Annotated in this window: 18 protein-coding genes; 17 read left to right on the top strand and 1 reads right to left on the bottom strand. The window is 70.6% G+C overall.

The features are described 5' to 3' along the window. Window positions 1-10: 10 nt before the first annotated feature. From IO33_RS0107770 to nusB, 12 genes are all read left to right on the top strand, one after another. A complete protein-coding gene (locus tag IO33_RS0107770; RefSeq protein ID WP_031161767.1) occupies window positions 11-382 on the top strand; it encodes a hypothetical protein in 372 nt (123 codons plus the stop codon). Continuing rightward, the gene (alaS, locus tag IO33_RS0107765; RefSeq protein ID WP_031161766.1) at window positions 382-3,054 is read left to right on the top strand and encodes an alanine--tRNA ligase; all 2,673 of its coding nucleotides are present in this window, start codon (window positions 382-384) and stop codon (window positions 3,052-3,054) included. The genes IO33_RS0107770 and alaS overlap by 1 nt, the downstream gene beginning before the upstream one ends. 25 nt (window positions 3,055-3,079) lie before the next feature. Beyond that, window positions 3,080-3,544, top strand: coding sequence for a Holliday junction resolvase RuvX (ruvX, locus tag IO33_RS0107760; RefSeq protein ID WP_031161763.1), 465 nt, complete (start codon window positions 3,080-3,082; stop codon window positions 3,542-3,544). Between the two features lie 124 nt (window positions 3,545-3,668). Beyond that, the gene (mltG, locus tag IO33_RS0107755) at window positions 3,669-5,327 is read left to right on the top strand and encodes an endolytic transglycosylase MltG (RefSeq protein WP_245235732.1); all 1,659 of its coding nucleotides are present in this window, start codon (window positions 3,669-3,671) and stop codon (window positions 5,325-5,327) included. Next, window positions 5,308-6,147 (top strand): shikimate dehydrogenase, encoded by an 840-nt coding sequence (locus IO33_RS0107750; protein ID WP_031161761.1) that lies wholly within the window; start codon window positions 5,308-5,310, stop codon window positions 6,145-6,147. The genes mltG and IO33_RS0107750 overlap by 20 nt, the downstream gene beginning before the upstream one ends. A gap of 164 nt (window positions 6,148-6,311) precedes the next feature. Continuing rightward, on the top strand, window positions 6,312-7,496 hold the full coding sequence (aroC, locus tag IO33_RS0107745; protein ID WP_031161759.1) for a chorismate synthase: 1,185 nt from the start codon (window positions 6,312-6,314) through the stop codon (window positions 7,494-7,496). Next, entirely contained in the window at window positions 7,493-8,011 is a 519-nt protein-coding gene (locus IO33_RS0107740; RefSeq protein WP_031161758.1) for a shikimate kinase, read from the top strand. Before aroC ends, IO33_RS0107740 begins: the two co-directional genes overlap by 4 nt. Beyond that, on the top strand, window positions 8,008-9,099 hold the full coding sequence (gene aroB, locus IO33_RS0107735) for a 3-dehydroquinate synthase (RefSeq protein WP_031161756.1): 1,092 nt from the start codon (window positions 8,008-8,010) through the stop codon (window positions 9,097-9,099). The genes IO33_RS0107740 and aroB overlap by 4 nt, the downstream gene beginning before the upstream one ends. 190 nt (window positions 9,100-9,289) lie before the next feature. After that, window positions 9,290-10,189 carry a Pro-rich N-terminal domain-containing protein gene (locus IO33_RS0107730; protein ID WP_031161755.1) on the top strand — a complete coding sequence of 300 codons (900 nt, stop codon included), beginning with the start codon at window positions 9,290-9,292 and terminating at the stop codon, window positions 10,187-10,189. Between the two features lie 187 nt (window positions 10,190-10,376). Beyond that, window positions 10,377-11,480, top strand: a complete 1,104-nt coding sequence (locus IO33_RS0107725; RefSeq protein ID WP_031161752.1) for an aminopeptidase P family protein — start codon at window positions 10,377-10,379, stop codon at window positions 11,478-11,480. 45 nt (window positions 11,481-11,525) lie between these two features. After that, window positions 11,526-12,092 carry an elongation factor P gene (gene efp / locus IO33_RS0107720; protein WP_031161749.1) on the top strand — a complete coding sequence of 189 codons (567 nt, stop codon included), beginning with the start codon at window positions 11,526-11,528 and terminating at the stop codon, window positions 12,090-12,092. 2 nt (window positions 12,093-12,094) lie between these two features. Next, complete coding sequence (gene nusB / locus IO33_RS0107715; protein ID WP_031161747.1) at window positions 12,095-12,523, top strand: transcription antitermination factor NusB; 429 nt, start codon at window positions 12,095-12,097, stop codon at window positions 12,521-12,523. A 214-nt stretch (window positions 12,524-12,737) separates the two neighbouring features. Here nusB and bldD read toward each other — a convergent pair whose 3' ends face one another. Continuing rightward, a complete protein-coding gene (bldD, locus tag IO33_RS0107710; protein WP_020938842.1) occupies window positions 12,738-13,241 on the bottom strand; it encodes a transcriptional regulator BldD in 504 nt (167 codons plus the stop codon). 253 nt (window positions 13,242-13,494) lie between these two features. Here bldD and pyrR point away from each other — a divergent pair, with 253 nt between their 5' ends. The 5 genes from pyrR to IO33_RS0107685 form a co-directional block, all read left to right on the top strand. Beyond that, complete coding sequence (pyrR, locus tag IO33_RS0107705) at window positions 13,495-14,073, top strand: bifunctional pyr operon transcriptional regulator/uracil phosphoribosyltransferase PyrR (RefSeq protein ID WP_031161742.1); 579 nt, start codon at window positions 13,495-13,497, stop codon at window positions 14,071-14,073. Window positions 14,074-14,162: 89 nt separating this feature from the next. Continuing rightward, window positions 14,163-15,149 (top strand): aspartate carbamoyltransferase catalytic subunit, encoded by a 987-nt coding sequence (locus IO33_RS0107700; RefSeq protein WP_031161741.1) that lies wholly within the window; start codon window positions 14,163-14,165, stop codon window positions 15,147-15,149. 5 nt (window positions 15,150-15,154) lie between these two features. Further along, window positions 15,155-16,441 carry a dihydroorotase gene (locus tag IO33_RS0107695; protein ID WP_031161739.1) on the top strand — a complete coding sequence of 429 codons (1,287 nt, stop codon included), beginning with the start codon at window positions 15,155-15,157 and terminating at the stop codon, window positions 16,439-16,441. Next, window positions 16,438-16,998 carry a PH-like domain-containing protein gene (locus IO33_RS0107690; RefSeq protein WP_031161737.1) on the top strand — a complete coding sequence of 187 codons (561 nt, stop codon included), beginning with the start codon at window positions 16,438-16,440 and terminating at the stop codon, window positions 16,996-16,998. The genes IO33_RS0107695 and IO33_RS0107690 overlap by 4 nt, the downstream gene beginning before the upstream one ends. Continuing rightward, on the top strand, window positions 16,995-17,231 hold a 237-nt coding region (locus IO33_RS0107685), incomplete at its 3' end, for a carbamoyl-phosphate synthase domain-containing protein (RefSeq protein WP_031161735.1). The genes IO33_RS0107690 and IO33_RS0107685, both read left to right, overlap by 4 nt.

Raw genomic sequence — 17,231 nt, 5'->3', positions numbered from 1 at the left:
AGACCGAGCGATGTTCCGCCGTACGTTCTGGTTCAGCACCGGTGTCGCCGCCGGTGTGTGGGCCACCACCAAGGTCAACCGCAAGCTGAGGCAGCTGACCCCGGAGAGCCTCGCCGCGACTGCGGCCAACAAGGCCCTGGAGACCGGTCAGCGGCTCAAGGACCGCGCGGTGGGCTTCGCGCTCGACGTCCGCGACAACATGGCCCAGCGGGAGGCCGAGCTGGAGGACGCTCTGGGGATCCACGAGAACCCCGAACTCCCCGCTCCCCGGCGGTACGCCGCCATCGAGGCCGACCGCGGCGACAGCAGCACACCGAAGCACATCGAAACGTTGTTTTCTTCGCAAGCGAAGCGTTCGTACAACCGGAATGAGGACCACTGATGGAGTCGGCCGAGATTCGCCGCCGCTGGCTGAGCTTCTACGAGGAGCGCGGGCACACCGTCGTCCCTTCGGCGTCGCTCATCGCGGACGACCCGACTCTGCTCCTCGTCCCCGCCGGCATGGTGCCCTTCAAGCCCTACTTCCTGGGTGAGGTCAAGCCGCCGTTCCAGCGCGCCACCAGCGTGCAGAAGTGCGTGCGCACGCCCGACATCGAAGAGGTCGGCAAGACCACGCGGCACGGCACGTTCTTCCAGATGTGCGGCAACTTCTCCTTCGGCGACTACTTCAAGGAAGGCGCCATCAAGTACGCCTGGGAGCTGCTCACCACGCCCCAGGACAAGGGTGGTTACGGCCTGGAGCCGGAGCGCCTGTGGATCACCGTCTACAAGGACGACGACGAGGCCGAGCGCATCTGGCACGAGGTCGTCGGTGTGCCGAAGGAGCGCATCCAGCGCCTCGGCATGAAGGACAACTACTGGTCCATGGGCGTCCCCGGCCCCTGCGGCCCCTGTTCCGAGATCAACTACGACCGCGGCCCCGAGTTCGGCGTCGAGGGCGGCCCCGCCGTCAACGACGAGCGGTACGTGGAGATCTGGAACCTCGTCTTCATGCAGTACGAGCGGGGCGAGGGCATCGGCAAGGACAACTTCGAGATCCTCGGCGAACTGCCCAGCAAGAACATCGACACGGGCCTCGGCCTGGAGCGTCTCGCGATGATTCTGCAGGGCGTGCAGAACATGTACGAGATCGACACCTCCATGGCCGTCATCAACAAGGCCACCGAGCTGACCGGCGTCCGCTACGGCGACGCCCACGACTCGGACGTGTCCCTCCGCGTGGTCACCGACCACATGCGCACGTCCGTGATGCTCATCGGCGACGGCGTCACCCCCGGCAACGAGGGCCGCGGCTACGTCCTGCGCCGCATCATGCGCCGCGCCATCCGCAACATGCGCCTGCTCGGCGCCACCGGTCCGGTCGTCAAGGACCTGATCGACACCGTGATCGGCATGATGGGCCAGCAGTACCCCGAGCTGATCACCGACCGCGAGCGCATCGAGAAGGTCGCCCTCGCCGAGGAGAACGCCTTCCTCAAGACGCTGAAGGCCGGCACCAACATCCTCGACACCGCCGTCACCGAGACCAAGCAGTCCGGCGGCACGGTCCTGTCCGGCGACAAGGCCTTCCTGCTCCACGACACCTGGGGCTTCCCGATCGACCTCACCCTGGAGATGGCCGCCGAGCAGGGCCTCTCCGTGGACGAGGACGGCTTCCGCCGCCTGATGAAGGAGCAGCGGGAGCGGGCCAAGGCCGACGCCCAGGCCAAGAAGACCGGTCACGCCGGCGCCGGTGCCTACCGTGAGATCGCCGACAAGGTCGGTGAGACGGACTTCATCGGCTACTCCGACACCGAGGGCGAGTCGACGATCGTCGGCATCCTCGTCGACGGCGCCTCCTCGCCGGCCGCCACCGAGGGCGACGAGGTCGAGATCGTCCTCGACCGCACCCCGTTCTACGCCGAGGGCGGCGGCCAGATCGGCGACACCGGCCGGATCAGGGTCGACACCGGTGCCGTCATCGAGATCCGCGACTGCCAGAAGCCGGTCCCGGGCGTCTACGTCCACAAGGGCGTCGTCCAGGTCGGTGAGGTGACCGTCGGTGCCAAGGCCCACGCCTCGATCGACTCCCGTCGCCGCCACGCCATCGCCCGCGCCCACTCGGCCACGCACCTGACCCACCAGGCCCTGCGCGACGCCCTCGGCCCGACGGCCGCCCAGGCCGGTTCCGAGAACCAGCCCGGTCGCTTCCGCTTCGACTTCGGTTCCCCGTCCGCCGTCCCGACGGCCGTGATGACCGACGTCGAACAGAAGATCAACGAGGTCCTCGCCCGCGACCTTGACGTGCACGCCGAGGTCATGGGCATCGACGAGGCCAAGAAGCAGGGGGCCATCGCCGAGTTCGGCGAGAAGTACGGCGAGCGGGTCCGCGTGGTGACCATCGGCGACTTCTCCAAGGAGCTGTGCGGCGGCACGCACGTGCACAACACCGCCCAGCTGGGCCTGGTGAAGCTGCTCGGCGAGTCCTCCATCGGCTCGGGTGTCCGCCGTATCGAGGCCCTCGTCGGCGTGGACGCCTACCACTTCCTCGCCCGCGAACACACGGTCGTGGCCCAGCTCCAGGAACTGATCAAGGGCCGCCCGGAGGAGCTGCCGGAGAAGGTCTCCGCCATGCTCGGCAAGCTGAAAGACGCCGAGAAGGAGATCGAGAAGTTCCGCGCCGAGAAGGTGCTGCAGGCCGCCGGAGGTCTCGCCGAGTCGGCCAAGGACGTGCGCGGTGTGGCCTTGGTCACCGGTCAGGTCCCGGACGGCACCACCCCGGACGACCTGCGCAAGCTGGTCCTCGACGTGCGCGGCCGCATCCAGGGCGGCCGGGCCGCCGTGGTCGCCCTGTTCACGGTCAACAACGGCAAGCCGCTCACGGTCATCGCCACCAACGAGGCGGCCCGCGAGCGCGGCCTCAAGGCCGGTGACCTGGTCCGCACCGCCGCCAAGACCCTCGGCGGCGGCGGTGGCGGCAAGCCGGACGTCGCCCAGGGCGGCGGCCAGAACGCGGCCGCCGTCGGCGAGGCCGTCGAGGCCGTCGAGCGGCTCGTCACCGAGACCGCCAAGTAACGGTCCAGTAAGGAAACGGTCGGAAATGCGCAGAGGGCGTCGGCTAGCGATCGACGTCGGGGACGCCCGGATCGGGGTCGCGTCGTGCGACCCCGACGGCATCCTCGCCACCCCGGTGGAAACCGTCCCCGGCCGGGACATCCCGGCAGCCCACCGCCGCTTGCGGCAACTGGTGGAGGAGTACGAACCGATCGAGGTCGTCGTCGGTCTCCCTCGCTCCCTCAAGGGGGGCGAGGGCCCGGCCGCCGTCAAGGTCCGCGCCTTCGCCCAGGAACTGGCCAAGGGCATCAAGCCGGTGCCGGTGCGCCTGGTGGACGAGCGGATGACGACCGTGACGGCCAGTCAGGGGCTCCGCGCCTCGGGTGTGAAGTCGAAGAAGGGCCGCTCGGTCATCGACCAGGCCGCCGCCGTCATCATCCTGCAGCAGGCCCTGGAATCCGAACGGGTGTCAGGTAAAGCACCCGGCGAGGGCGTCGAAGTGGTCATCTGATCGCGATACGGTAACGTTCCGCGCGATGCGCCGGTGTTCGAACAGCCGGCGCACAACAAGAGGCGGAACGGAAGCGGGGCCCACCGGTCGCGTGACCGGTCGGCCTCGCGGCTCTAGGGGATCGATGACTGAGTATGGCCGGGGCCCAGGCTCCGAACCGTGGCATCCGCAGGACCCGTTGTACGGGGACGGCGGATGGGAAGGGCAGCAGACCCACGCGGGTCAGCAGTCTGTCTACGGCGGCCAGCCGCAGCACCATCCGCAGGAGCAGCACTACGGCGACTGGCGTCAGGGACAGGAGTCCGGGTACGGCAACGAGCAGTACCAGTTCTACGGCGAACAGGGGCATCAGCAGTTCACGGGCCAGCAGTCCTACCCGCAGCAGAGCAGCTGGGACGCGACCGGCACCCACGGCCAGGTACCGTACGCCGCCGACCCCGGCGACCCGTACGGCCAACAGCCCGTCGCCTACGGCGGTGAGCAGCCCGACTTCTACGGCACCGAGGACGCCTACCCGCCGCCGCAGCCGCCCGGCCGCAGGCAGCCCGACCCGGAACCCGGCGCGGAACCGGAGGCCGCGCCCGCCGAGGAGGAGCACCCCTTCTTCGCCGGTGGCGGTGATGACGACGACGGCGAGGAGCACGAGCTCCAGAGCCGCCGCGAACGGCGCGGCAAAGGGAAGAAACCTGTCAAAAAAGGCCAGAAGCGGCGCACCGGCTGCGCCTGCCTGGTGGTCTGCCTGGTCTTCGGTGGGGGACTCGGCGGGGTCGGTTACTTCGGCTACAAGTTCTACCAAAATCGTTTCGCCCCGGCTCCGGACTACGCGGGCAACGGCACCGGCGAGACGGTGACCGTCGAGATCCCGAAGGGCGTCGGCGGCTATGAGATGGGCCGACGGCTGGAGGAAGCCGGTGTCGTCAAGTCGGTCAACGCGTTCGTGCACGCCCTGTCGCAGAATCCCGAGGGCGACAGCATCCAGGCCGGCGCCTATGTCCTGCACAAGGAGATGTCCGCCACCAGCTGCGTGAAACTGATGCTGGACCCACGGAGCCAGAACAATGTCGTGGTGACTCCCGGCGAGCGCAACGCGAACGTCTACGAGGCGATCGACAAGAAACTCGAACTCGCCGACGGCACCACCAAGAAGGTGGCCCAGCAGCAGTACAAGAACCTCGGTGTGCCGGCCTGGGCGCAGAACACCAGCGACATCAAGGACCCCCTGGAGGGCTTCCTCCTGCCGGCCACCTATCCGGCCGCCAAGGGCATGAAGCCAGAGGCCATCCTGAAACAGATGGTCACCCAGGCGAGGTCCAAGTACGACGCCTACGGCCTCACCGCGAAGGCCCGTGCGCTGGGCCTGGCCAACGCGTTCCAGCTCGTCACGGTCGCGAGCCTGGTGCAGGCGGAGGGCAAGACGCACGACGACTTCCGCAAGATGGCCGAAGTGGTCTACAACCGCCTCAAGCCCACGAACACCGAGACCAATCGGCTGCTGCAGTTCGACTCGACGTACAACTACCTCAAGGGCGCGAGCAACATCCATATCTCCGAAAAGGAGATCAACAGCAACCAGAACCCGTACAACACGTACACCCACAAGGGACTCCCGCCCGGTCCTATCGGAAACCCCGGCGAGGACGCGCTGAAGGCGGCCCTGAATCCGACGCACGACGGCTGGATCTATTTCGTGGCGACCGACGGGACGACCAATACCGAATTCGCCCGGACCTATGCCGAATTCCAGCAACTCAAGGAAAAGTTCAATGCCAGCTCGGGCAACTGACGCCCGCCGGGCCGCCGTGCTCGGTAAGCCCATCGCCCACTCCCTGTCCCCGGTGCTGCACCGGGCCGCGTACGCCGAGCTGGGGCTCACGGACTGGTCGTACGACCGCTTCGAGTTGGACGAGGCCGGCCTGCCCGGCTTCTTCGAGGAGCTCGGGCCCCAGTGGGCGGGGCTGTCGCTGACCATGCCGCTGAAGCGCGCGGTCATCCCGCTGCTGGACGAGATCAGCGAGACGGCCGCCTCCGTCGACGCCGTCAACACGGTCGTCTTCACCGAGGACGGCCGCAGGCTCGGCGACAACACCGACATCCCGGGCATGGTGGCCGCCCTGCGCGAGCACGGCGTCGAGCAGGTCGACTCCGCCGCGATTCTCGGCGCCGGCGCCACCGCCTCCTCCGCGCTCGCCGCCCTGGCCCGGATCTGCACCGGCGAGGTCGTCGCCTACGTCCGCAGCGAGGCCCGCGCCGCCGAGATGCGCCGGTGGGGCGAACGGCTCGACGTCGAGGTGCGTACGGCGGACTGGGCGGACGCCGCGCAGGCGCTGCGCGCCCCGCTGGTCGTCGCCACCACGCCCGCCGGCACCACCGACGCCCTCGCCACCGCCGTACCCGAGCGCCCCACCACCCTCTTCGACGTGCTCTACGACCCCTGGCCCACCGAGCTGGCGGCCCGCTGGTCCATGTTCGGCGGCGCCGTCGTCAGCGGCCTCGACCTGCTGGTCCACCAGGCTGTCCTCCAGGTCGAGCGGATGACCGGCCGCTCCCCGGCGCCCCTGGAGGCCATGCGCCACGCCGGTGAGAAGGCGCTCGCCGCCCACTGAGCGCCCACCGGCACGTCCGCTTGCTGGACCGGCGGCCGGACAACGGCCAGGTCGTGGGAGGATCGGAGGTGGCGGACCGGGGTCGCGCACCCGGTCGCGCCGTCGCCGTACGCGAGCACGCGCGTACCCAGGGCAGTACCGGGCGCGAACACTGAGGAGCACCGTTGAGCAGGCTGCGTTGGCTGACCGCGGGGGAGTCCCACGGTCCGGCACTTGTCGCGACGCTGGAGGGCCTTCCCGCCGGCGTGCCGATCACCACGGAGATGGTGGCGGACCACCTGGCGCGGCGGCGGCTCGGCTATGGCCGCGGTGCGCGGATGAAGTTCGAGCGGGACGAGGTGACCTTCCTGGGCGGCGTCCGGCACGGCCTGACCCTGGGCTCCCCGGTCGCGATCATGGTGGGCAACACCGAGTGGCCCAAGTGGGAGCAGGTCATGGCGGCCGACCCGGTCGACCGCGAGATCCTGGACGGCCTGGCCCGCAACGCCCCGCTGACCCGGCCGCGCCCCGGCCACGCCGACCTGGCCGGCATGCAGAAGTACGGCTTCGACGAGGCCCGCCCGATCCTGGAGCGCGCCTCCGCCCGCGAGACCGCCGCCCGGGTGGCGCTCGGCGCGGTGGCCCGGTCGTACCTGAAGGAGACGGCCGGCATCGAGATCGTCTCGCACGTCGTCGAGCTGTGCTCCGTGAAGGCGCCGCAGGGCGTGTACCCCACCCCGGCCGACGTCGAGAAGCTGGACGCCGACCCGTTGCGCTGCCTGGACGCGGACGCCTCGAAGGCGATGGTCGCGGAGATCGACCAGGCCCACAAGGACGGCGACACCCTCGGCGGTGTGGTCGAGGTGCTGGCGTACGGCGTCCCGGTCGGGCTCGGTTCGCACGTCCACTGGGACCGCAAGCTGGACGCCCGTCTCGCCGGCGCCCTGATGGGCATCCAGGCGATCAAGGGCGTCGAGATCGGTGACGGCTTCGAGCTGGCCCGGGTGCCCGGCTCCAAGGCCCACGACGAGATCGTCAACACGCCCGAGGGCATCCGGCGTGTCTCCGGCCGCGCCGGTGGCACCGAGGGCGGTCTGAGCACCGGAGAGCTGCTGCGGGTGCGGGCCGCGATGAAGCCGATCGCGACCGTGCCGCGCGCCCTGCAGACGGTGGACGTCACGACCGGCGAGGCGACCCAGGCCCACCACCAGCGCTCCGACGTCTCCGCGGTGCCCGCCGCCGGTATCGTCGCCGAGGCCATGGTCGCGCTCGTGCTCGCGGACGCGGTCGCCGAGAAGTTCGGCGGCGACTCCGTCCCCGAGACCCGCCGCAACGTGCGGTCCTACCTCGACAACCTGCAGATCCGGTGAGCGCCGTGCCTGCGGTCGTACTCGTCGGACCGATGGGTGTCGGCAAGTCCACCGTCGGCCGGCTGCTGGCCGAGCGCCTCGGCCTCGGTTACCGGGACACCGACGAGGACATCGTGGCCGCCGAGGGCCGCACCATCGCCGAGATCTTCGTGGACGAGGGCGAGCCCGCGTTCCGGGCGATCGAGAAGCGGGCGGTGCACGCCGCGCTCGCCGGGCACGAGGGCGTCCTCGCGCTCGGCGGCGGCGCCGTCCTGGACGCCGACACCCGCGCGCTGCTCGCCGGGCACCGCGTGGTCTACCTCTCGATGGACGTGGAGGAGGCCGTCAGGCGCACGGGCCTGAACGTGGCCCGGCCGCTGCTCGCGGTCAACCCGCGCAAGCAGTGGCGGGAGCTGATGGAGGCCCGGCGGCACCTGTACGAGGAGGTCGCCACCGTCGTCGTACCGACGGACGGCCGCACACCCGAAGAGGTCACCCAAGCGGCGCTCGACGCACTGGAGTTGAAGGAAGCATGAGCGAGTCAGTCACCCGGATCCAGGTCGCCGGCACCGCGGGCACGGACCCCTACGAGGTGCTGGTCGGCCGTCAGCTCCTCGGGGAACTGGGCGGGTTGGTCGGACCGAAGGCCAAGCGGGTCGCGGTGATCCACCCGGAGGCGCTGGCCGAGACCGGTGACGCGCTCCGCGCGGACCTGGCCGGTCAGGGCTACGAGGCGATCGCCATCCAGGTGCCGAACGCGGAGGAGGCCAAGACCGCCGAGGTCGCCGCGTACTGCTGGAAGGCGCTGGGCCAGTCGAACTTCACCCGCACCGACGTGATCGTGGGCGTGGGCGGCGGCGCGACGACGGACCTGGCCGGGTTCGTGGCGGCGACCTGGCTGCGTGGTGTCCGCTGGATCGCCATCCCGACGACCGTCCTCGCCATGGTGGACGCGGCGGTCGGCGGCAAGACCGGCATCAACACCGCCGAGGGCAAGAACCTGGTCGGTGCCTTCCACCCGCCGGCCGGTGTGCTGTGCGACCTGGCCGCGCTGGACTCCCTGCCGGTCAACGACTACGTCTCCGGGCTCGCGGAGGTCATCAAGGCCGGTTTCATCGCCGACCCGGTGATCCTGGACCTGATCGAGTCCGACCCGGAGGCCGCCCGGACCCCGGCCGGCCCGCACACGGCCGAGCTGATCGAGCGTTCGATCAGGGTGAAGGCCGAGGTCGTGTCGAGCGACTTGAAGGAATCGGGTCTGCGGGAGATCCTCAACTACGGCCACACGCTGGGCCACGCCATCGAGAAGAACGAGCGCTACCAGTGGCGGCACGGCGCCGCGGTCGCGGTCGGCATGCACTTCGCCGCCGAACTGGGCCGCCTGGCTGGCCGGTTGGACGACGCGACGGCGGACCGGCACCGTGCGGTCCTCGAAGCGGTGGGCCTGCCGCTGCACTACCGCTACGACCAGTGGCCCAGGCTGCTGGAGACGATGAAGGTCGACAAGAAGTCCCGCGGTGACCTGCTGCGCTTCATCGTCCTGGACGGCCTGGCCAAGCCGACCGTCCTGGAGGGCCCGGACCCGGCCGTCCTGCTCGCGGCCTACGGAGAAGTCGGCCAGTAGGCCGCCGGCGGGGGAGCGGCCCGGTACCTCCCCCGCTGTTCCTTCCGTCCGATTCCCCTGGCGGAGCGGGCACTTCGGGCCGCCCCCGGCCGTTCACCAAACGACGGCGCGGGACGGTACCGTTCGGTAGGGAGCGGGGTGCAAGCCCGCTGCCAGCGCCAACAGCCTGTACGAGACGGAGTGGCAACGGATGCAGCACGCAGTGGGATCTCCGCTGCCGCCGCCCCACCAGCCGGGGCACGGGCCGCACGCCGGCTGGTCGCCGGCCGCACACCAGCCGGGCCCCCACCCGGCGGCCTCCCAGGGATCCGGCCCCGTGCCCCCGCCGCCGGGCTTCCCGGCCCCGGCCGGCGCGGTCCCGCCGACGCCCCCGCAGCCTCCCGCCCCCCAGCCGCCGGCCGCACACCCCCCGGCCCCGCAGCCCGCGGCACCGCCGGTCCCCGACACCACCGGTCATGTCCCGTTGCCGCCCGGCGGTCCCGTCGGCGTGCCCACGGCGCCCCCGGCCCCCGCCGCGGTCCCCGACCCCACGGGCACCACGATGGCCGTCCTGCTGATCGGTCCGGCCGGCGCGGGCAAGACCAGCGTCGCCAAGTACTGGGCCGACCACCGCCGCGTGCCGACCGCTCACATCAGCCTGGACGACGTGCGCGAATGGGTCCGCTCGGGCTTCGCCGACCCCCAGTCCGGCTGGAACGACAACTCCGAGGCGCAGTACCGCCTGGCCCGCCGCACCTGCGGTTTCGCCGCCCGTAACTTCCTCGCCAACGGCATCTCCTGCATCCTCGACGACGCCGTCTTCCCGGACCGCCCGGTCGTCGGCCTCGGCGGCTGGAAGCGGCACGTCGGTCCCGGGCTGCTCCCGGTCGTCCTCCTGCCGGGCCTGGACATCGTCCTGGAGCGCAACGCCGAGCGCACGGGCAACCGCCGCCTCACCGACGAGGAGGTCGCCCGCATCCACGGCCGCATGGCCGGCTGGTACGGCTCGGGCCTCCCGATCATCGACAACTCCCAGCTCGACATCCCGGGCACGGCGAGGGTCCTGGACGAGGTGCTGGCGAGGGCCATAGCAAGCCCACCGAGCTGGTGATCAGAGGGCGAGCGGTCCCCTGAGAGGGGGCGCGGGGCCGCATCGGTGTGCGGCTCCGCCGCGTGGGCGCGACAAGCCACGACGGACCCGCACCCGGCGCACGTCCGTACCACTCCCCACCTGCCCCGCAGCCTCACTCGGCCCCCACAAATCGGCACAACCGGCGCAAACCTCCTACGCTCATCTCATGTCAGAGGTGTACGCGACCCGCCGATCCCGGCTGAGAGACCATGTGACCGCGGCCGGCACCGCGGCAGCGCTCGTCACCCGCCCGGCCAACGTGCGCTACCTCGCCGCCGCAGCCCCGCAGGGCTCCGCCCTGCTGCTCGGCAGACGCGAGGACCTCCTCGTGTGCGCCGGCCCCCCGGACGACCGCCCCTACGACGGACGGCCGGACGAGAACCTGCGCCTGCACGTCCTGCCCACCGGCGGCGACGCCGCCGTGGCGGCGGCCGACCTCGCCGCGGCCCAGAGCGCCGATTCGCTGGCGGTGGAGGAACACCACCTCACCGTGGCCCGGCACAGAGCCCTGGCCTCGGCGGCGCCGGATCTCCGCCTCAGCGACCTCGGCGGAGCCGTCGAGCAGCTCAGGGTGGTCAAGGACGAGGAGGAGATCTCCTGCCTGCGCATCGGCGCCGAGATCGCCGACCAGGCCCTCGGTGAGCTGCTGGAGTCCATCCTCGTCGGCCGCACCGAACGGCACCTCGCGCTGGAGCTGGAGCGCCGCCTGGTCGACCACGGCGCCGACGGCCCCGCCTTCCCCACCTCGGTCGCCACCGGGCCGAACTCCGGCCGCCGCGGCCACCGGCCCACCGACCGGCGCGTGGAGGAGGGCGACTTCCTCACCGTGTGCCTGGGCGCGACCTACCGCGGCTACCGCTGCGAGATCGGCCGTACCTTCGTGATCGGCACCTCGCCCGCCGACTGGCAGATCGAGCTGTACGACGTCGTCTTCGCCGCTCAGCGCGCCGGACGCGAGTCCCTGGCACCAGGCGCCGGTTACCGTGACGTGGATCGTGCGGCACGCCAGGTCCTGGACTCGGCCGGCTATGCGGAGGCCCTGCCACCGCTGACCGGACACGGCGTCGGACTCGAAATCGACGAGGACCCGCAGTTGGCGCCCGCGGCCATGGGTAAACTGGACGCTTGCGTGCCGGTCACCGTCGAACCGGGGGTCCACCTCCCGGGCCGGGGCGGTGTCCGGATCGATGACACGCTCGTCGTACGCCCCGAGGCGGACGGCGGACCCGAGCTACTCACCATCACGACCAAGGAGCTGCTCGCGCTGTAGCGCGTGACCCCGGGGTCGTACGTCAGTCCAGGAGATTCCGCAACCGTGGCTTCCACGAACGACCTCAAGAACGGCATGGTGCTCAAGCTCGAAGGCGGCCAGCTCTGGTCCGTCGTCGAGTTCCAGCACGTCAAGCCCGGCAAGGGCCCGGCCTTCGTGCGCACCAAGCTGAAGAACGTGCTGTCCGGCAAGGTGGTCGACAAGACCTTCAACGCCGGCGTCAAGGTCGAGACGGCCACCGTCGACAAGCGCGACATGCAGTACTCGTACAAGGACGGCGAGTACTTCGTCTTCATGGACATGGAGACGTACGACCAGCTGCACATCGACCCGAAGGCTGTCGGTGACGCCGCCAACTTCCTGATCGAGGGCTTCACCGCCGTCGTGGCCCAGCACGAGGGCGAGGTGCTCTTCGTCGAGCTGCCCGCCGCCGTCGAGCTGGTCATCTCCGAGACGGAGCCGGGCGTCCAGGGCGACCGCTCCACCGGTGGCACCAAGCCCGCCACCCTGGAGACCGGCCACCAGATCCAGGTCCCGCTCTTCATCACCACCGGTGAGAAGATCAAGGTCGACACCCGTACGAGCGACTACCTCGGCCGGGTGAACAGCTAACCGTGGCTGCCCGCAACACGGCCCGCAAGCGCGCCTTCCAGATCCTCTTCGAGGGCGACCAGCGCGGCGCCGACGTACTGACGGTCCTCGCCGACTGGATCCGGCTCTCCCGGTCCGACACCCGGCAGCCGCCGGTCAGCGAGTACACGATGCAGCTGGTCGAGGGCTACGCGCAATACGCGAAGCGGATCGACGAGCTGATCGCCCAGTACGCGGTCGGCTGGACGCTCGACCGCATGCCGGTCGTGGACCGCAACATCCTGCGGCTGGGCGCGTACGAGCTGATCTGGGTCGACGAGACCCCGGACGCCGTCGTCCTGGACGAGATGGTGCAGCTGGCCAAGGAGTTCTCCACGGACGAGTCGCCCTCGTTCGTGAACGGTCTGCTGGGCCGGCTGAAGGAGCTCAAGCCTTCGCTCCGCCGGGATTAGCAGGGAACAGCCGCAAGAGGGGCGCCGGGCAACTGCGACACGGCGGCCGCGGGTCATCCGCGGCCGGACGCGCAGTTCCCCGCGCCCCTTTGGCATGTCACGCCGCCCGGCGTCGGGACGGCGCCAAAACGGTCGCGAAAACGCCGCCGGGGTGGCCGGACCATGATGGTCCGGCCACCCCGGCGGCACGTTTCTGCTCAGGCGCTGCAGGCGGTCACGCGTCTTCGTGCGTGGCCACCGCGCGGCGCGCGTCGGCGTCCAGGACGCCCCAGCTGATCAGCTGCTCGGTCAGGACCGAGGGCGACTGGTCGTAGATGACGGCGAGGGTGCGCAGGTCGTCCTGGCGGATCGAGAGCACCTTGCCGTTGTAGTCACCGCGCTGGGACTGGATCGTCGCCGCGTAGCGCTGCAGCGGGCCTGCCTTCTCGGCCGGGACGGTGGCCAGCCGCTCCAGGTCGAGGACCAGCTTCGGCGGCGGCTCGGCCGCGCCGCCCGGCGTGGTGCCCGGCAGGAGCTCCTGCACGGGAACGCCATAGAAATCGGCCAGCTCGGCGAGCCGCTGGACGGTCACCGCACGGTCGCCACGCTCGTAGGAACCGACCACCACGGCCTTCCAGCGCCCCTGGGACTTCTCCTCGACACCGTGGAGGGAAAGGCCCTGCTGGGTGCGGATGGCCCGGAGTTTGGCCCCGAGCTGTTTGGCGTATTCGCTGGACATATAGCTCCCCGGACACTGTGTCGACGCGGCCGGAGGGTGTTCCCGCCGCGCGGCTGGTAACTCACTGTGAGGTTACGCAGCGTGACTCTTGCGCGTCAAGCCGAATGGTCCACCCCGACTCTTCCGTGGTAGTGGCAGCCCATTAGGCCAAGGGGGTGATCCGAGCCGTCTCCATGACCTGATACGGTGGATGGCGCAAATCCGACGTCCTTTAAGATCCGTCCCGTGAGGCGGAGAAGGGGGTCCGTTTCGTATGGACAAGCACGACTCTTCTGCTCACGCGCAAGCGTCCGACGCGAGGCCCGTCCTCGAAGGCCCGGACATCGCGCGGGTGTTGACCCGTATCGCCCACGAGATCGTCGAGCGCGCCAAGGGCGCCGACGACGTGGTCCTCCTCGGCATTCCCACCCGGGGCGTCTTCCTCGCCCAGCGGCTCGCCGTCAAGCTGGAGCAGATCACCGACCGCAAGGTGCCGGTCGGCTCGCTGGACATCACGATGTACCGCGACGACCTGCGCATGCATCCGCCGCGAGCGCTGGCCCGCACCGAGATCCCCGGTGACGGAATCGACGGCAAGCTGGTCGTCCTCGTCGACGACGTGCTCTTCTCCGGCCGCACCATCCGCGCCGCCCTCGACGCCCTGAACGACATCGGGCGCCCCCGCGCGGTCCAGCTCGCGGTCCTGGTCGACCGCGGCCACCGCGAACTGCCGATCCGCGCCGACTACGTCGGCAAGAACCTCCCCACGTCGCTGCGGGAGACGGTCAAGGTCCAGCTCGCCGAGGAGGACGGTCGCGACACCGTGCTGCTCGGTGTGAAGGCCGGCCAGTAGCAACTCGGGCGCCGGGCTGCTCGCACATGCCCGCACATGCGCCGATTTGCCCCAAATCTCCTGAATGAACTGCTAACGGAGCCTGACAGATGCAGCGTCATCTCATCTCGGCCGCCGACCTCACCCGCGACGACGCCGTCCTGATCCTCGACACCGCCGAGGAGATGGCCCGGGTCGCCGACCGGCCGATCAAGAAGCTGCCGACCCTGCGCGGCCGCACGATCGTCAACCTCTTCTTCGAGGACTCCACCCGCACGCGGATCTCCTTCGAGGCCGCCGAGAAGCGCCTGTCCGCCGACGTCATCAACTTCTCCGCCAAGGGCTCCAGCGTCTCCAAGGGCGAGTCCCTGAAGGACACCGCGCAGACCCTGGAGGCCATGGGCGTCGACGCCGTCGTCATCCGGCACGGCGCCTCCGGAGCCCCCTACCGCCTCGCCAACTCCGGCTGGATCGACGCGGCCGTCATCAACGCCGGCGACGGGACCCACCAGCACCCCACCCAGGCCCTGCTGGACGCCTTCACCATGCGCCGCCGCCTGATCGGCCGGGACGCCGGGCTCGGCCAGGACCTGGCCGGCAGGCGGATCACCATCGTCGGCGACGTCCTGCACAGCCGGGTCGCCCGCTCGAACGTGGACCTGCTGCACACCCTGGGCGCCGAGGTCACCCTGGTCGCCCCGCCCACCCTGGTGCCGGTCGGCGTCGAGACGTGGCCGTGCGAGGTGGCGTACGACCTCGACGGCACCCTGCCCAAGTGCGACGCGGTGATGATGCTCCGCGTCCAGCGCGAGCGGATGAACGCCGCCTTCTTCCCGACCGAGCGCGAGTACTCCCGCCGCTACGGCCTCGACGGCGACCGCATGGCCAGGCTGCCCGAGCACGCCATCGTGATGCACCCCGGCCCGATGGTCCGCGGCATGGAGATCACCGCCGAGGTCGCCGACTCCGACCGCTGCACCGCCGTGGAGCAGGTCGCCAACGGCGTCTCCATCCGGATGGCCGTCCTGTACCTGCTGCTCGGCGGCAACGAGCCCGCCGTCACCCACACCCGCCCCACCGGCTCCGAGGAGAAGTAAGACCCATGAGCAAGATCCTGATCCGTGGTGCGAAGGTGCTCGGCGGCGAGGCGCAGGACGTGCTGATCGACGGCGAGACCATCGCCGAGGTGGGAACCGGTCTGTCCGCCGAGGGTGCCGAGGTCGTCGAGGCCGCCGGCAAGGTGCTGCTGCCGGGCCTGGTCGACCTGCACACCCATCTGCGCGAGCCCGGCCGAGAGGACTCCGAGACGGTCCTCACCGGCACCCGCGCGGCGGCCACCGGCGGCTACACGGCCGTCTTCGCCATGGCCAACACCTTCCCGGTCGCCGACACCGCCGGTGTCGTCGAGCAGGTCTACCGGCTCGGCCAGGAGCACGGCTACTGCGACGTGCAGCCCATCGGCGCCGTCACCGTCGGCCTGGAGGGCAGGAAGCTCGCCGAGCTGGGCGCCATGCACGAGTCGGCCGCCGGGGTCACCGTCTTCTCCGACGACGGCAAGTGCGTGGACGACGCGGTGATCATGCGCCGCGCGCTGGAGTACGTGAAGGCGTTCGGCGGTGTCGTCGCCCAGCATGCCCAGGAGCCGCGCCTCACCGAGGGCGCCCAGATGAACGAGGGTGTCGTCTCTGCCGAGCTGGGCCTGGGCGGCTGGCCGGCCGTCGCCGAGGAGTCGATCATCGCCCGGGACGTGCTGCTCGCCGAGCACGTCGGCTCCCGCGTCCACATCTGCCATCTGTCGACCGCCGGCAGCGTCGAGATCGTCCGCTGGGCCAAGTCCCGCGGGATCGACGTCACCGCCGAGGTCACCCCGCACCACCTCCTCCTCACCGACGAGCTGGTGCGGACGTACAACCCCGTCTACAAGGTCAACCCGCCGCTGCGCACCGAGCGCGATGTGCACGCCCTGCGCGCGGCCCTGGCCGACGGCACGATCGACATCGTCGCCACCGACCACGCCCCGCACCCGCACGAGGACAAGGACTGCGAGTGGGCCGCGGCCGCCATGGGCATGGTGGGCCTGGAGACCGCGTTGTCAGTGGTCCAGGAGACCATGGTCGACACGGGCCTGCTGGACTGGGCCGGCGTAGCCGACCGCATGTCCTCCAAGCCCGCGCAGATCGGACAGGCCACCGGGCACGGCCGTCCCGTCTCGGCTGGTGAGCCCGCCAACCTCACCCTCGTCGACACGGAATACCGTGGCCAGGTGGACCCCGCGGGCTTCGCCTCGCGCAGCCGCAACACCCCGTACGAGGGTCGCGAGCTGCCGGGCCGTGTGACGCACACGTGGCTGCGGGGCAAGGCCACGCTCGTCGACGGGAAGCTCACGTGACACCTGTAATCCTGCTGGCCGAGGCCAAGAGGTCGGCCGAGGTCACCGACTGGCCGGCCCGCATCGGCTGGCTCGTCGGACTCCTGCTCTTCATCGCGCTCGTCTACTGGCTGATGCGCGAGGGCTGGAAGTGGCGTGGCACGCTCCAGAGCGACCTGCCCGCACCGCCCAGCGCGCCGGAGGAGACCGGCCCGGCGAAACTGAGCATGAGCGGCCGCTACCACGGTTCCACCACCGCGGGGCAGTGGCTGGACCGCATCGTGGCCCACGGCCTGGGCACCCGCAGCCGGGCCGAGCTCACGCTGACGGACGCGGGTCTGGAGGTCGAACGCCCCGGAGCGACCGACTTCTTCGTCCCCACCGCCGCACTGCGCGGGGCCCGGCTGGACAAGGGCATCGCCGGCAAGGTCCTCACCGAGGGCGGCCTGCTGGTGGTGACCTGGGCGCTCGGCGACAAGCTGATCGACTCCGGCTTCCGCTCCGAGCACGCGGCCGAGCACACAGAGTGGGTCGACACCCTGAACCAGATGATCAACGACACGGAAGGCGCGCGATGACGACCTCCACCAGGGGAGCTGCCAGGGTTCCCGCCGTACTCGTCCTGGAGGACGGCCGCCTCTTCCGCGGCCGTGCCTACGGGGCCGTGGGGGAGACCTTCGGCGAGGCCGTGTTCTCCACCGGGATGACGGGCTACCAGGAGACCCTGACGGATCCGTCGTACGACCGGCAGATCGTGGTCGCGACGGCCCCGCAGATCGGTAACACGGGCTGGAACGACGAGGACGACGAG

This window comes from Streptomyces durhamensis (assembly GCF_000725475.1).
Lineage (GTDB): Bacteria > Actinomycetota > Actinomycetes > Streptomycetales > Streptomycetaceae > Streptomyces > Streptomyces filipinensis.
Note: the sequence above shows the minus strand (reverse complement) of the source record. Positions and strands in the feature narration are given on the sequence as shown.

Coding starts and splice junctions, on each gene's coding strand:
- alaS (WP_031161766.1), top strand. CDS start 382: ATGGAGTCGGCCGAGATTCGCCGCCGCTGGCTGAGCTTCTACGAGGAG.
- IO33_RS0107695 (WP_031161739.1), top strand. CDS start 15,155: ATGAGCAAGATCCTGATCCGTGGTGCGAAGGTGCTCGGCGGCGAGGCG.
- aroB (WP_031161756.1), top strand. CDS start 8,008: ATGAGCGAGTCAGTCACCCGGATCCAGGTCGCCGGCACCGCGGGCACG.
- IO33_RS0107750 (WP_031161761.1), top strand. CDS start 5,308: ATGCCAGCTCGGGCAACTGACGCCCGCCGGGCCGCCGTGCTCGGTAAG.
- bldD (WP_020938842.1), bottom strand. CDS start 13,241: ATGTCCAGCGAATACGCCAAACAGCTCGGGGCCAAACTCCGGGCCATC.
- ruvX (WP_031161763.1), top strand. CDS start 3,080: ATGCGCAGAGGGCGTCGGCTAGCGATCGACGTCGGGGACGCCCGGATC.
- IO33_RS0107725 (WP_031161752.1), top strand. CDS start 10,377: ATGTCAGAGGTGTACGCGACCCGCCGATCCCGGCTGAGAGACCATGTG.
- IO33_RS0107730 (WP_031161755.1), top strand. CDS start 9,290: ATGCAGCACGCAGTGGGATCTCCGCTGCCGCCGCCCCACCAGCCGGGG.
- IO33_RS0107770 (WP_031161767.1), top strand. CDS start 11: ATGTTCCGCCGTACGTTCTGGTTCAGCACCGGTGTCGCCGCCGGTGTG.
- IO33_RS0107700 (WP_031161741.1), top strand. CDS start 14,163: ATGCAGCGTCATCTCATCTCGGCCGCCGACCTCACCCGCGACGACGCC.
- pyrR (WP_031161742.1), top strand. CDS start 13,495: ATGGACAAGCACGACTCTTCTGCTCACGCGCAAGCGTCCGACGCGAGG.
- mltG (WP_245235732.1), top strand. CDS start 3,669: ATGACTGAGTATGGCCGGGGCCCAGGCTCCGAACCGTGGCATCCGCAG.